This is a genomic window from Pseudomonas artemisiae (assembly GCF_057128685.1).
Map to the genome: position 1 here is coordinate 24,769 of NZ_JBSKHS010000001.1, position 14,444 is coordinate 39,212.

A 14,444-nucleotide genomic window follows, 5' to 3' on the forward strand; every position below is an offset into this window, starting at 1 on the left:
GCATTCGCGAGCGTTGCTCGTTCCTACAGCTGGATGGCCTGCAACCGAACAGGCCACCGTGCTTGGGTTAAAACGCCTGTCGAGTAGGCCGCAGCACGATTTCGTTGATATCGACATCCGCCGGTTGCTCAATGGCGAAGGCGATGGCCCGTGCCACGGAGGCGGCGGGAATGGCGCTCTTGTAGAAGTCCAGTACCGTCTCTTTGGCGGTACCGGAGGTGCTGTGTTTAAGATCGCTGTCCACGGCACCGGGCTCGATGGACGTCACGCGGATGTGCTCGCCCACTTCCTGCCGCAGGCCTTCGGAAATGGCCCGCACGGCGAACTTGGTACCTGAATAAACAGTGCCACCGGGCGCGAACACCTTGATGCCCGCTACGGAACTCAGGTTAATGATATGGCCGTGGTTCTGCGCGGTGAAGCGTGGCAGTACGGCCGCGATGCCATAGAGCGTGCCCTTGAGGTTAACGTCGATCATGGCGTCCCACTCATCGGTATTGACCTCGGCCATGGGCCGAATGGGCATGATCCCGGCGTTGTTGATCAGCACGTCGATCTGGCCAAAATCCGCGACCACGGCCGCTACCACGGTTTCGACCTGGTGCTTGTCGGTCACATCCAGGGTATAGGCGCGGGCCTGGCCGCCGTCTTGCTCAATCTGGCTAACCACGTCATCAAGCTTGCTCTTGCGGCGGGCGGCGATGGCCACCTTGGCGCCACGGGCCGCCAGCAGGCGGGCGGTTTCAGCACCCAGGCCAGTGCTGCCGCCAGTGATCAATACAACTTTATTCTCGATACCTGTACTCATGAGGTTTTCTCCAGTTCAGTAGACGTGGCGGGCGTGTACACCGGGTAGTCCGTGTAGCCCTGCTCGGTGCCGCCGTACATGGTGGTAGGGTCGGTGTCATTGAGTGGCCAGCCATTGGCGATGCGCGCAGGCAGGTCAGGGTTGGCGATAAAGGGGCGGCCGAAGGCGATCAGGTCAGCCAGGCCCGCTTCCAACAGGCGCTCGCCACGTTCGGCGGTGTAGCGCCCGGCGTAGATGATCCGGCCGCTGAAGGTGCTGCGTACGTCCTGGCGGAAGCTCAAGGGCAGGTCGGGGGCGTTATCCCAGTCTGCTTCGGCGATGGACAGGTAAGCGATACCCGCCTCCTCCAACACCTTGATCGCTTCGAGGTAAGTGTGATGAGTGTCGTCCTCGACGAAACCGATGTATACGCGGTCTTGGTCGGTGCTGCTGAACAGTGGGCTGAACCGAACACCTACGCGCTTGGCGCCTACCGCTTCGGTGACGGCTTGAACCACTTCGCGCAAGAAGCGCAGCCGGTTCTGTAGCGAGCCCCCGTATTCATCCGTGCGCTGGTTGGCCTGGGCCGAAATGAACTGGTTGACCAAGTAACCGTTGGCGGCATGAATTTCCACACCGTCGAAGCCGGCGGCGATGGCATTACGCGCTGCCTGAGCGTATTGCCATACCAGTTCACGGATATCATCAGGCGTCAGGGCGCGGGGTGGCGAAGGCTCTACCAGCGTACCAGCCCCCGGGCTGGTTTCGATAAAGGCTTTGACATTCAGCGCTTGTATCGCCGAAGGCGCCACCGGCTCCTTGCCATCGGGCTGCAAGGCGGTATGGGAAACCCGGCCCACATGCCAAAGTTGCGCGAAGATCACGCCACCCTCGGCGTGTACGGCTTGGGTCACGTGGCGCCAGCCTTCGGTTTGCTCGGCACTGTAGATGCCAGGCGTCCAGGCATAACCCTGGCCGCGAGGTTCGATCTGGGTGCCTTCACTGACCATGAAACCAGCGCTTGCACGCTGCCGATAGTAAAGGGCCATCAGGTCGGTTGGCACGTCGCCCGGCTGGCGGCTGCGCTGACGGGTTAGCGGTGGCAGTACGATGCGGTTTTTAAGGGTGTGATGCCCCAGGGTAACGGGGGTAAAGAGTGGGGAGTGGTTCATGAACAGTGTCCTGTGTGCAAAACGGTAAGGTGGTCGGTGCTAACTGGTGCCGATCTCTTGATTAGACCGGTCGTCTATAGCGTGATCCTTAAAAAGCACCTGCTGTCAGGTGCTCGTGGGTAGCGCTTATAACGTTGGCAGGCCCAACAGCTGTCGGGTCATGGCCATGGCAGTGTCGAAAGGCACAGTACTACGGTGAACCTTTACCATAACGCTGGCCCCTAGCCACAGTTGATACAAGCTCTGGGCAGCGGCATAGGGCTCCCCAGGCAAGTGCAGAGCCCCCTCCGCCATACCGCGCTCGATGGCCTGGCCCAGGCGGTCGCTGACGGCAGAGGTACCACGCTTGAGCGACAGGCGCATGGCTTCGGACAGGTCGGCGACTTCTGCCGCCAGCTTCACCACCAGGCATTTGCCCTGGCACTCCAGGAATGACTGATTAACCTGCCAGTTCTCGAAATACTTAAGCACCCGCTCGGCCATGCCCAACCCTGGGGCCTGTAGGATAGCGTCTATTTCCGCGAGGTAATCCTCGAAATAGGCCTCTAACAATGCTTCGCCGAAGGCGTCCTTCGAACCGAAATAATGGTAGAACGAGCCTTTAGGCACACTGGCCGCAGTGAGGATTTCATTGATACCCACGGCGGAAAACCCCTTCCCAGCCATGATCCGCTGGCCATGGGCAAGTATGCTTTCGCGCACATCGGATTGGGTGGCAGGTGTTTTCATGCGGCTACCTTAACAGCGATTAGACCAGTCGTCTAGAGATTTAATGCTAGCTTAGGTTGGCTCGCTAGCTAAGGGGCCCACTGGCCGCGTGCAGGCCCCACCCGCCTTACTCGTGAGGGATCACGCCAGTCATGGCGGTGAACTTGCTTTGCTTGTTCTGGAGTTTGTCCAGCACCTCATCTGGAGTGGATTCGCGAAACACCACCATATGGCCTACGTCTTTACCGCCCTCGGTCACCCGCTCAATGTCGTTGATCATCCAGGTTTTAAGCTCTTCCGGGGTAATGCCCAGCTGCGCGGCGACTTCACCCTGGAAGCGATCAGTCTCTTCGTGGTTGTTCGAATCAGTGCTCATGTAAATCTCCTCAGTGGGTCATCACACTAAGGCCTCGCCAGGGCGCCACAGTTCAGACGCAGCGCTGTAAGGCGCTTCGGCCTCCGCGTTGACCTGGCAGGTATAAACGAAGCCGGCACGGTGCACAGCTAACAGTGTCTTACCAGTCAACGCAGGCAAGGTTTGCCGCCGATCAGCCTACCAGTGAAGAGGATGCTTCATGGACCAGACCACCGCTTTACCCATTGTGGTTGCTGGCGCTACAGGGGATTTGGGCCACCGCCTAGTACGAGCGCTGGCAGAGCGCGGTGCCCGAGTGGTAGCGCTGGTTCGGCCAGGCACCGACCCGAAAAGGCTAGTCGGCCTGCGCAGCGCCAGCACTACGGTCATAACAGTCTCCTTGGAGGATGCTCAGGGCCTACGCCGCGCCGTGGCTGGCGCCGGTTGCGTGGTGTCTACCCTCAACGGTTTGGAAGAGGTGATCATCGAGCAGCAGGGCAGGCTGTTGGCGGCCGCGGTGGCCGCTGGGGTACCCAGGTTCATTCCTTCGGATTACTCACTGGACTACACCCGCACCCGCCCTGGCGACAATCGCAACATGGACCTGCGCCGGCGTTTTGCCACCCAGCTTGATGCGGCGGACATCAACGTGACGTCCATCCTCAATGGCGGGTTCCTGGAACTGTTGGAAGGCGACGCGCCTATTGTGCTGCCCGGGCGCCGAGTCCTGCACTTCGGTGATGCACAACAGCTGTTGGATTTTACCGCCAAGAACGACGTAGCAGCCTTTACCGCCGATGCCGCGCGTGACCCTTACACGCCGCGCTTTCTGCGTATTGCCGGTAATAGCGTGTCGCCGGCGCAGATCGCCAGCACCCTCACCGAGCTAACCGGGCAGCCCTACCGCACGCTGCGCCCTGGGAATATCGGCGCGCTGTCTAGCCTTATCGGCGTGGTGCGCGCGCTCACGCCTGCCAGTGACAAGCCCTTCCCTGCCTGGCAGGGCATGCAATATTTGCGAGACATGATGAGTGGCCGCGGCAAGCTGCTCAACCTGGATAACGACCGCTATGGCCAACGTGAATGGGCATCCGTGCGCGACACACTGGCCCGTACCCATGTGCAAGGAATCAACCTGTGACCGACCGTATCGAGCAGCGCATATTGGTTAATGCTCAACGCTACGAGCGAGAGGTTTCCGGTTATATGAAGACGCAGAGCGCCCGGCCCCAATCGGCAGGCTTTGCCCTCGCGGACTCCCCCGCCGGCCTGGCGGCATGGGTGTATGCGCTGTTCCAGGACGCGATTTTTTGCCGAAGCCGAGCACAGCGGCCATTTCGCCGCCATGGAAAGCCCGGCAACGCTCACCAGGCATGTGCGTGAGACCTTTCGCCTGCTGCGTTGATACCGCTGGCACGCCTACCGTACTTGAGCGGTTGAACCAATAGTCAGCTTATTGTTTCAAAGTGCGGTAGATTCAGTGGCCTCCGGCAGCTCACCCTGCTGGGGTGCGTGAATCGTTTTTACTGCCGGCGGCCTCGCGGGCATGTATGCCTTTAATGCCCAGGCCCGAGCCTATGCCCGAACCCAGAGAACATAATGCTCGCACTGTGGTAGCCACAGGTTGGTTGCACCAGATGAACCCCGAGGAATTGACCAAAGGGTTCGCCACGCTGTTGTCCTGGCTGGCCATCGCCGTGAGTGTAGTTGCCTTGAGTGAGTACGCTTTCGGCATGCAATTCCTCGAACGGCTGTTTCCAGGCCTGATGGGCATGTCCTTTCTCACCGCCATTGCGCTGTTGGCCCTTGCGCTTTCAACGCTGACCTCGCGTTATATGCGCATGGCATGGGCGCTGACCTTGCTCTGCGGTGGCATAGCGGCGGCGGTATTAACCGCGCACTTCGCTGCCGGAGGTGACGTATTGAGCGTAAGCGTTGCCGCGGGGCTGAAGCCTGGCTCTTCCGTGCCGCCTGGGCGCATGTCCCCTGCCACGGCCACCTGCCTGGCATTGCTGGCATTGGCACGTATCGCCCACCTTCTAAACCGCCATAAGGCCTGTGATGTACTGGCGCTGATAGGGTTATGCATCGCGGGTATCGGCCTGTTGGGCTATGCGTATGGCGTACGTGACCATTACACCGTCTCTGTTTTCAACACCATGGCGCTCCATACCGCCTTAGCGCTGATCTGCCTGGCCCTTTCGATGATGCTGCGCCAGGCCGAGCACGGCTGGCTGAGCGTCGTGACCATGAGCAATCGCGCGGGCGCCTTGACGCGACGCCAACTGCTGCTCACCGGTTTGCTGCCCTTTATAGGCTGGCTGTTGTTGTTGGCGGTCGATCGTAGCCTGATCGGCCCACCCGCGGCACTAGCCTTGGTAGTGGCCGCAGTATTTCTGCCCTTGGTGATATTGGTGGTTCGAGAGGGCCGGGTTACGGCGCGGCTAGATCGACAGCGGCATGAGCAGCACCGCCTGGAAAACATGATCCGCCAGCGGCTTGAACTGGAGCTAGAGGCAAAACGGGCGGAGCTTGAGCTTGAATCCGCCCAACGCATCGCTGCTGAACAAGCCATGAATCGGGCCCAGCGGCTAGAGGCCGTGGGGCAGCTCACCGGGGGCATCGCCCATGACTTCAATAACCTGCTGATGGGCATTTCAGGAAACCTGGAACTGTTGCAACGCCACCTTGAGGGCAATGCCAAGGCGCTCAAATACGTAGACCGGGCTAGCCTCTCCACCAACAAAGGCATTCGCCTCACTGGCCAGTTGCTGGCGTTCTCCCGTACCCAGCGGTTGAACATCTCCAACGTAGACCTCTCAGAAACCATGTCCGCCGCGGTTGAGCTGGTGGGTAACGCCCTGGGGCCGCATATCAATATCGAGATGCGGCCGCCGCCAGCAGGGCTATTGGCAAGCACCGACCCGTTGCAACTGGAGATGGCCATTCTGAACCTGGCCCTCAATGCCCGGGATGCCATGCCGGAAGGAGGCTGGTTTACTGTGGTCTGCGCCCCGGCGGCAGCATCGGAAAAAGGCCCGATGGTTTCGATCAAGGTTTCGGACACCGGCACCGGTATGGCTCCCGAGGTGTTGGCCAAAGCTTGTGAACCCTTCTTCACAACCAAGGAATCCAGCCGTGGTACCGGCCTGGGGCTAGCCCAAGTGTATGGGTTGTGCCGCCAGTGTGGTGGCGACTTGAAGATCACCAGCGAGCAAGGCCAGGGCTCGACCTTCGAACTGTTACTGCCTGCGGGAACCGCGCCACGGCAAGTACATACTCTGCCAGAACTCAAGCCGGTCGAAGGGCCCATGGCACGGCCCACCCACCCGCTGCTGGTGGTGGATGATGACGATGCAGTGCGTAGCGTATTAGTGGACGGCCTGCGCGCCAGAGGTTACGAGGTGCTGGAGGTGGACCGTGGCAGCAAGGCCTTGAGCTTGCTCCATAACACCCCTTGTGCGGCGGCCATCGTTGACTTTCTGATGCCTGAGATGAATGGCGCGGAGCTGGCGCGCCAAGCCCGGTTGATAGTGCCTGCGCTGCCTATTATTTTTATCAGCGGCTACTCCGATACGCTGGCGCTGGACGCCATCTCAGGCGCGATGATGCTGCGCAAGCCGTTCGAATTGGCCAAGCTTGATGAGTTGATCAAAGAAATGGTGCTGTAACTCAACGCGAGGGGCCTGGGGCATAGGGCTGCAGCTCGGCGATTTTGGCATTTTGCGTTTCGATCAACCGCTGCGCCCGGGCCAACTGCCGTTCCAGTTCCACCACCCGGGCAGCCGCGCCTAACGATGGCGTTTGGGCAAAATGTACCCTGGGCCGTGTACTGTCTTTGACCCCCGCCTGCTTCACAGCCTCATCCAGGCGCTTGGCCAACTGGTAGGCTTGTAGTACCGGTTGAGCAGGGTTAGCCTCTTTAAGCTGCGCCGCCTTGTAGCTAAACAGCGCGGTAGTACGTGCATCCGCCAACTTAGCCTGGGCGAGGTCGCTCACGGCCTGGCCATGCAGGTTGCGCTTGTTGGAATACCCCCCTTGGGCCAAAAGCGCCATGGCGACTTCACTTTGGCTGTCGAGGGCCACATGCAGGGGCGTGTTCCCTTGGGCGTTGCTGGCACGCAAATCCTTCATGCCATGAGCCACCAACTGCGCCAATATGGCAGTTGCCTGTTCGCTAGATACGCTGGGTGACCGGGCCAATGCATGGGCCGCCGTATCACCGCGTTTCAAGGATGCCGCAGCCGGGTCGGCACCCGCGGCGAGCAACTCGGCTATTTGCTGTGCGTCGGGCGCTTCCTTGGCCAACGCCCTGCGTAAATCATGATTCTGCTGCCCTTGCTGTTCACGCCGATGCCACCCAGCCGAGCGGGTTTGATCTGCGACCTTAGGGTGCTCACCGGTGGGCTCGGCAAAGGCCGGGCGAGTAAAAGCCACCGAAGACAACGTACTGACAAGTGGAAGTTTCATAGCGCACCCAAATGTTGAAAAACGAGTGGCCATTTTATCGAGATCAGCCTAAAAACGGCGTAGTAGAGCGGCTTCAGGCGTAAAGAGTGCGTAATGATTGATGTGGGGTGCCCCGGCAGTACAGGTGTAGGGCCTGTCATTATTGCGCCGGTGTATGCGTGCCTGGTTTTTACCGACCAAGTTAAACCGTTATCCAGTGCCCTTAGGGCGGCTTCCAATTGCCGATCCACGGACGGGGCCGCCCGCTTTTGTACTCGCGTGACGCCAAGCTAGCGTGGCCCGGCTGCGGTTGGGATCCGTGTAGCAGCCTGGCTTGCCAGCGACCCGACTGCACCAAGGCCTGCTGCTACGAGAGGTATGGCACCACTTGCGAGTTGAGAGCCAAGACGGCATCTACGGTGAGTCTGTCGATTGTAGGAGCGAGCGCAGCTCGCGAAGATACGGCGCAGTTCACCCATCTCGCGATGAGGCCAAGACCGTACCTACGGGGTCAAGCCTATAAGCGCCTTATGTAGCTGCGGCTGTTCATCCGGCCGTAGGGTAAGCACAGCATACCCATCAGCTGTAACGGCGATGGTGTGTTCGAACTGCGCGGAGAGCGAACCGTCTTCGGTGACCACCGTCCAGCCGTCAGCCCTGGTTTTTACGTGGCGCTCGCCCTGGTTGATCATCGGCTCGATGGTGAACACCATGCCCTCGCGCAATACCAGGCCGGTGCCGGCTTTGCCGTAGTGAAGCACCTGGGGGGCTTCGTGCATCTCTCGGCCAATGCCGTGGCCGCAGTACTCGCGCACTACCGAATACCCGTGGTGCTTGGCATGCCGCTGGATGGCGGCGCCGATATCGCCAAGCCGGGCACCAGGGCGAACGGTGCGGATGCCTTCCCATAAGGCTTCGTAGGTAACCCGTACGAGCTGTTCAGCGGCGGGGCTGACCGTTCCTAGCAGGTAGGTTTTGCTGGAGTCGGCAATATAGCCATCCTTCTCCAGCGTGATATCCAGGTTGACGATATCGCCTTCCTGAAGCACCCGCGTGCTTGACGGCACGCCGTGGCACACCACCTCGTTGATTGAGCAATTGAGCACAAACCCATACCCATATTGCCCTTTGCTGGCCGGGCGGGCGTTGAGTTCGTCAACGATATAACGCTCGACCAACTGGTCGACCTGCAGCGTGGTCATGCCGATCAGGCGGGTGCGATCCAGCAGTTCGAACACCTGCGCCAATAGCCGACCGGCCTCGGCCATCAAGGCCAATTCCTGAGGTTGTTTGATCATGACCAGTTCGCCGCCAAGGGCTGCGCGCTGACCCCTGCCTTGCTGAGTTCACGCTGCATGATCTCGTTGAAACTCAGCGAGGGGTTGGTTTCGCACAACATGCCGAGCTTGATCCAGAACGCAGCCTGGGCATTGATGGAGCGGCAGGAGACTTTAGTGGCCTTTCGTAGTTGATCGTGAAGTTCGTCGTCCAGGCTTACGATGCCCATAGGTTTATCCATATACGATTCATATAGCTTGATTATATGTTTCATATATAAAGACACAACCTTCTGTCACCAGCACCGACTAGCGGTTGTTCTGCAAAAACACCACATAGCCGCGAAACCAGGGGCTGGCTTCCAAGGGGGAAGGCCGGTGCCATTCGCCGCCCTGGATCACGCCAATCTTGAACGGCAGCGCCATACGCCCCAGCCGTGGCAGGTAAGCGCCGTAGCCCGCGATGCTGTGACGGCCCTGGTAGGTTTGCACCACTACTTCGTCCACCAGGCCTTTGAGTTCGGCCAAGGTGTGAGGGTCTGCATGGCTGCCCCAGTCCATCAGGCCCGTGATGCTGAGCTTGTACTGGGCGGGCAGGCGCTGCCGAAAGTTTTGCAAAAAGGCCACATACTCGTGCAGGTAACGGGTGCGGGCATCGAAGTCGAGTTGAACGCCCACGATTGCGTTGCCCGCCGCCTGCCAGCGCCGTACCTGGCCTAACAGCTGTTGGTACACCGGCTCGGGCCAGCACAGGGTGTGGGCGCGGTACACGATCCATACCTCGGGCTGGGGCAGCCGCCCAACACTCATGCCCTGGGCAATCAGATTGGCCTCTTGGGCGTCGTTACGCGGCGCGCTGACCTGGCCTTGCAACACATAGAGGGTTTTTGCCGCATGGAGCACGGGCTGGGAGCGCACGCCGCTCCACAGCCAGAAGGCGTTGTAATCCTCAGCCTTTACAGCAGCCAGGGCGGGGCCGGCGCACAGCCCAAAAAGCCCGCACAGTAGCCAGGCCCATGAGGCTCTGCCGATCACCAGTAATACTGCAGGGCCTTCGCCCAAGGGGTGTTGGCATAGGTGCCCTTAAGCTGCTTGAACCAGCCCTTGCGCACCGCCGGAGCGACATCCTCGCCGCCACAGCTGTTGTACCCGGAAGGCCCATAGCAGTTGATCGCGCGGAACAGTGCGTAGGCTTTATCGTCACGCTCAGCCTTAGGGTTGCCAATGACCTGCTGATAGCCCTCCAGGCGAGAAAATACCGCGCCCTTGAACGCAGGCTCTGTGCCGCCCAGTTGATCGGCGCTGGGGCGTTGGTCCAGCGGCATGCCGTCCAAGCCGTTACGCAGAATAAATTCGCCCAGGCAATTCAGGCCTTTTGGGGACTGTGCATCAGCCTGCAACAGGGCTGCGGTTTCACCAATGCTCGGGCAACTGTAGCCCGACGCTGCCTGTTCCCCAGACCACTGAAACAGTTGCAGGCTTTGCCCAGGGCCATAGACGTAGCCCAGGCTGCTGTCGAGCTTTACCTGCGCCAGGGCAGTGGGTAACGCGTTGAGGTCGTCGGCGAAGGTGGCGTACTGGCCACGGGTGAGCGCTTTGTAGAGCAGCGCGAAGTATGCCGTGGCTTTTTCTTGGTCGCTGATGCCCTGTGCGCCCTGCTGGCGCAACAGTGAGGCGCTGGCCACCTTACCCAGTAAAATCAATCGCACTTGCTCGGCTGTAATAGGGGAGTCCGCGCTAAAAACTGTTGCCAGCTCGCCCGCGCGCTCATAGTTCATGGCCAGGTTGAGTTGGAGCTGCTCCTGCTGCAAAGGCTGGCGGGCCAACGGCAATAACCTCAGCCACAAGGCTTGAGCGACGGCAAAATCGCCCTGGGCTTGAAGAGCAAAACCGCGCAGGCTTTGCTGGCTGAACGCCAGGTAGTCCAGGCTGGCCGGTACTTCGCCAGGCAGCCGTGCCAAGGCCGCGGCAGGGTCGCTGTTCACATAAAACCCATAGGCCGCCTGCAGGTACTCGTACAGCGCCGGTTGTTGCTCGAATACCTTCTGCTGAGCACTGAGCTGCGCCTGGGTCAACGTCAGTGGCCCCTCCGAACGCATGGCCATCAGGTCGCTCACGGCTGTGAGCAGGGCGGTAGGCCAGGTAGCTCCGGGGGTACTTAGCAATTTGTTGTCCACCTCCTGAATCAACGCCTCTACCGGTACGCCGCGCTGCGTGTCACTGGCGTGTTCCAACTGCCAGGCATAGTCCGCCGCCAGTTGGTCCTGCTCACCGGCCAGCCAGTGCACGCGCCGCATCAGCCCTTTGGCCGAGGCGGCGTACTGGCCGTTAGGGTAGGTTTGCAGGTAATCGATCAGGGCCTGGGCCACGCCGGCATAGGCCGCAGGGTTCTGCGTGGGTTTAAGGTCGCCGTATTCATCGAAGGCATCCTTTTGCGCGGCGTTGAGGCGGGTGCGCGCCAGCATGTAGGTGCCAACCTCCTTCAGCCAGGGCTGTGGCGCGCTACCTAAGGCCAGGAACCCGGCCTGCGCCTCATCGAAGCGGCCGCTGTAAAAATCCCCGACCGCGCGCAGGTAAGTAGCGAAGGCTTTGCCTTGAATAGTCTGCAAGCCTTCAGGCAGCACGCCGGCCAATTGCTCCGGCGCCCAATCACAGGCTGCCAGTAACGCCATACGGGCCTGGGCCAGGCCTTGGCGCTCGCTGCCGGTCAGTTCGGGCGTAGCCAGTAGTTGCGCGATAAAGGCATCTGCGCTGGTATCGGTATTGCTCCGGCAGCGGCTGCCCTCCCCTTGCACAAAGGCCTCTCCTGCGGTGTCCAGGTTGCTCCGGCTCAGGCCTAGCGACTGCAGGCGGGCATTGAGCTGGGCGGTGGCGCTGTTATCACTGGGCCCCTCTTCGCCCTCCCCCTTGAGCCTGGCCACCTCGAATGGCACCGGCCCATACCCGGCCGAGACGTCTTGGGCGCTTACTGTATTGGGTGCCAAGGCTGCTATGCCCCGGTCCGCCAGCAGCAGGCGCAGGTTTACCCGGCTATCGTTGCCCGGGCTCAGGAAGGCGAAGTTGTTGCACACATCCAGCGAACGCTTGAGCGGCGACCAGGCGGGGTAACAGGTGTCATCGCCACTGGCCTGGGCCTGGGCACAACCCAGCGCGCCGATCAGCAATGTAAAGGAGGGCAGAAAGCGGATACGCATGTACGGTCCTTGTTGAATACGTTAAGGCTTGTCCAGCGAGGCTTAGAGTATCGTGCATCGTTCAAGGCACTCGACATTATTGAATGCCCTTAAGCCTCTTGCTACTGAACCCGGCACATACTCGCACCGGATAGCCGTTTAACTTCCTACTACCCTATACTGGCCACTCAGCGTTCAAAGGCCCAACACGGTCGTATGGCGGTCGCGAGCAAGCTCGGCTGCTACAGGGCACAGGCAGGCACCGTAGCAGCCGGCCTTGGCCGCGACCAACCTCAGCCTTGTGTTGAATCCAGCTACCAAACCCAGGCGATGACTTCGAGCATGGACGTTAAGGTCGAGCGTTTTTCCGATTGGCATGTGGAAGGGGTAGCCGACCTGTATAACGCCCCGGCCGTTTGCCGGCAGGTGCTGCAACTACCTTGGCAACCCGTGGAGGTGTGGCGCAAGCGGTTGGCGGCGGGCAGCGAGCGGCAGATTCAGCTTGTGGCCATGGGCCAAGGCCAGGTGGTGGGCCATATTGGGCTGGACCAACATTCGCGCGTCCGGCAAAGCCATGTGGGCACGGTATACCTGGGGGTAGCGCCGGCCTGGCAAGGCAAAGGCATAGGCGCTCGGTTGATGGCCCATGCTTTGGATATCGCGGACAACTGGATGAACCTGCGCCGGGTAGAACTGACCGTATACGCCGACAACGAACACGCCCAAGGCCTGTACCGTAAGTTCGGTTTCGAGGCCGAAGGGCGGTTGCGCGACTACGCCATACGCGACGGTGTATTTACCGATGCCCTCTGCATGGCGCGTATCAAACCTAGTGCTTGAAGCGTGCGCCGCTGACCCCACTACCCTGGCGTAGCCGCTGCCTGCATAACCTGATCGAAAACGCCATCCGTTACGCCGGCCATGCCGAAGTGAGCCTGACCCGCCACGGCACGATGTGGCGTGTCAGCGTGGCAGACCGTGGCCCTGGCATCGGCGAGGCCGACCTGCCTAGGGTTACCGAGCCCTTCTTGCGCCTGGGTGCAGCCCGTAACCCAGGCGGTCAGGGGCGCAACGCTCGTGTCATCCGCAGCGCCAACACGCTACCTGCCGCGATCACCGCCGCGAGCAGGTACAGGGCAAGGTCGGTGGAACCGGTGCTGTCTTTTACCAGGCCTACCCAGTACGGGCTGATGAAACCCGCCAACTGGCCCATGGAGTTGATCAAGGCCAGGCCGCCCGCCGCCGCGCTGGCGCTGAGCATGGCGGTAGGGACAGGCCAGAACATAGGCAAACCGGTCAAGGCGCCCATGGTCGCCAGGGTCAGCCCAAGGATGGCGATAACCGGGGTAGCGGTAAAGTTGACCGCGATCAACAAGCCCACGGCGCCCATCAGCATAGGCACCACCAAGTGCCAGCGCCGCTCGTGGCGCAGGTCGGCCGAGCGCCCCACCAGCAGCATAAACACCGCGGCCAGCAAGTAGGGAATGGCGCTGAGCCAGCCAATTACCAGGTTATCCCCGAAGCCCAGGCTCTTGATAATCGAGGGCAGCCAAAAATTAATGGCATAGACACCGCTCTGAATACAGAAGTACACCAGCCCAAACCTCCACACCCGAGGGTTTTTCAATACTGCCTGCAGCGGGCTGTGGTCGGTGGGCGGTTTGCTCTGCGCGTCCAAGGCTTGATCGGTTTCCAGCACCGCCCGCTCCTGCGGGGAGAGCCAGCGAGCACTGGCGAAGCTATCGCTGAGCAGGAAAAACGCCAGCCCGCCCAGTACCACGGTAGGCAACCCTTGCAGCATAAACATCCATTGCCAGCCCGCCAGGCCCCCTTGGCCCGCGGAAAAATGATTGAGTATCCAACCGGACAACGGGCTGCCCAGCAGGCCCGAAACGGGTATAGCCGACATAAACAGCGCCATGATCCGCCCACGCCGAAAGCTGGGAAACCACTGCGAGAGGTACAGCACCACACCTGGGAAGAACCCGGCTTCAGCCGCCCCCGTGAGCAGGCGCAAGGCATAGAAATGGGTGGGTGTGGTCACGAACAGCAAGCAGGTGGACAACCCGCCCCAGACGATCATCATCAAGGCGATCCAGCGCCGCGGCCCGAACCGAGTCAGCGCCAGGTTGCTGGGCACGCCGCACGCCACATAGCCGATGAAGAAAATCCCCGCGCCAAGGCCATACACGGCCTCACTGAAGTGCAAGTCATCGAGCATTTGCAGCTTGGCAAAGCCCACATTGACCCGATCCAAGTAGTTGAACAGGTAACAGACGAAGATAAAAGGGATCAAACGCAGGGTGATGCGCTTATAGACGGCGCTGTTTGCATCCTCGTTGGCAGAAGCCGGTGCGGCGTGCTGTGACATGGCGTGCTCTCTTTATTATGTTTTCTCGCAAGGTACGGGTAACGTTGCTTACCCTGAGGCTGTACACGAACAACCTACCGTGTCTGGCCACGTACGCACAGCTAAAGCCGGTGCGTGCCTGCAATGGCTTGAGCCCAACCCTGGTCAAGGAT

14 protein-coding genes and 1 pseudogene are annotated in these 14,444 nt (G+C 60.6%); 5 read left to right on the top strand and 10 right to left on the bottom strand.

Going from position 1 to position 14,444, the window contains the following annotated elements; genetic code table 11:
* Positions 1-67: 67 nt before the first annotated feature.
* The 4 genes from ACWKV4_RS00115 to ACWKV4_RS00130 all read right to left on the bottom strand — a co-directional run bounded on the left by ACWKV4_RS00115 (position 68) and on the right by ACWKV4_RS00130 (position 3,043).
* Positions 68-808, bottom strand: coding sequence for an SDR family oxidoreductase (locus tag ACWKV4_RS00115; protein WP_483833782.1), 741 nt, complete (start codon positions 806-808; stop codon positions 68-70).
* The gene (locus tag ACWKV4_RS00120) at positions 805-1,959 is read right to left on the bottom strand and encodes an alkene reductase (RefSeq protein WP_483833781.1); all 1,155 of its coding nucleotides are present in this window, start codon (positions 1,957-1,959) and stop codon (positions 805-807) included. The genes ACWKV4_RS00115 and ACWKV4_RS00120 overlap by 4 nt, the downstream gene beginning before the upstream one ends.
* 126 nt (positions 1,960-2,085) lie before the next feature.
* Complete coding sequence (locus ACWKV4_RS00125; protein ID WP_483833780.1) at positions 2,086-2,688, bottom strand: TetR/AcrR family transcriptional regulator; 603 nt, start codon at positions 2,686-2,688, stop codon at positions 2,086-2,088.
* 106 nt (positions 2,689-2,794) lie between these two features.
* Entirely contained in the window at positions 2,795-3,043 is a 249-nt protein-coding gene (locus tag ACWKV4_RS00130) for a hypothetical protein (RefSeq protein WP_483833779.1), read from the bottom strand.
* 199 nt (positions 3,044-3,242) lie between these two features.
* On the opposite strand from ACWKV4_RS00130, the gene ACWKV4_RS00135 reads away from it, so the two are divergent.
* From ACWKV4_RS00135 to ACWKV4_RS00145, 3 genes are all read left to right on the top strand, one after another.
* Entirely contained in the window at positions 3,243-4,163 is a 921-nt protein-coding gene (locus ACWKV4_RS00135) for an NmrA family NAD(P)-binding protein (RefSeq protein ID WP_483833778.1), read from the top strand.
* Positions 4,160-4,405, top strand: a complete 246-nt coding sequence (locus ACWKV4_RS00140; protein WP_483833777.1) for a hypothetical protein — start codon at positions 4,160-4,162, stop codon at positions 4,403-4,405. Before ACWKV4_RS00135 ends, ACWKV4_RS00140 begins: the two co-directional genes overlap by 4 nt.
* A 194-nt stretch (positions 4,406-4,599) precedes the next feature.
* Positions 4,600-6,693, top strand: coding sequence for an ATP-binding protein (locus tag ACWKV4_RS00145; protein ID WP_483833776.1), 2,094 nt, complete (start codon positions 4,600-4,602; stop codon positions 6,691-6,693).
* Between the two features lies 1 nt (position 6,694).
* Here the strand turns inward: ACWKV4_RS00145 and ACWKV4_RS00150 are convergent, their stop codons facing one another.
* The 5 genes from ACWKV4_RS00150 to ACWKV4_RS00170 all read right to left on the bottom strand — a co-directional run bounded on the left by ACWKV4_RS00150 (position 6,695) and on the right by ACWKV4_RS00170 (position 11,942).
* Positions 6,695-7,492, bottom strand: coding sequence for a hypothetical protein (locus tag ACWKV4_RS00150; protein ID WP_483833775.1), 798 nt, complete (start codon positions 7,490-7,492; stop codon positions 6,695-6,697).
* A 482-nt stretch (positions 7,493-7,974) separates the two neighbouring features.
* Positions 7,975-8,769: a type I methionyl aminopeptidase gene (gene map / locus ACWKV4_RS00155; protein ID WP_483833774.1), complete on the bottom strand. Its 795-nt coding sequence runs from the start codon at positions 8,767-8,769 to the stop codon at positions 7,975-7,977.
* The gene (locus ACWKV4_RS00160) at positions 8,766-8,978 is read right to left on the bottom strand and encodes a ParD-like family protein (protein WP_483833773.1); all 213 of its coding nucleotides are present in this window, start codon (positions 8,976-8,978) and stop codon (positions 8,766-8,768) included. The genes map and ACWKV4_RS00160 overlap by 4 nt, the downstream gene beginning before the upstream one ends.
* A 79-nt stretch (positions 8,979-9,057) precedes the next feature.
* The gene (locus ACWKV4_RS00165) at positions 9,058-9,783 is read right to left on the bottom strand and encodes a DUF3142 domain-containing protein (RefSeq protein ID WP_483833772.1); all 726 of its coding nucleotides are present in this window, start codon (positions 9,781-9,783) and stop codon (positions 9,058-9,060) included.
* The gene (locus tag ACWKV4_RS00170) at positions 9,780-11,942 is read right to left on the bottom strand and encodes a PA5441 family protein (protein WP_483833771.1); all 2,163 of its coding nucleotides are present in this window, start codon (positions 11,940-11,942) and stop codon (positions 9,780-9,782) included. The genes ACWKV4_RS00165 and ACWKV4_RS00170 overlap by 4 nt, the downstream gene beginning before the upstream one ends.
* A 321-nt stretch (positions 11,943-12,263) precedes the next feature.
* Between ACWKV4_RS00170 and ACWKV4_RS00175 the strand changes: the two genes are divergently transcribed.
* A complete protein-coding gene (locus tag ACWKV4_RS00175; protein WP_483833770.1) occupies positions 12,264-12,761 on the top strand; it encodes a GNAT family N-acetyltransferase in 498 nt (165 codons plus the stop codon).
* Positions 12,762-12,850: 89 nt separating this feature from the next.
* A pseudogene (locus tag ACWKV4_RS00180) lies at positions 12,851-12,952 on the top strand (hypothetical protein); the annotation flags it as partial.
* A gap of 29 nt (positions 12,953-12,981) precedes the next feature.
* Here the strand turns inward: ACWKV4_RS00180 and ACWKV4_RS00185 are convergent.
* A complete protein-coding gene (locus ACWKV4_RS00185) occupies positions 12,982-14,292 on the bottom strand; it encodes an MFS transporter (RefSeq protein WP_483833769.1) in 1,311 nt (436 codons plus the stop codon).
* Positions 14,293-14,444 lie beyond the last annotated feature (152 nt).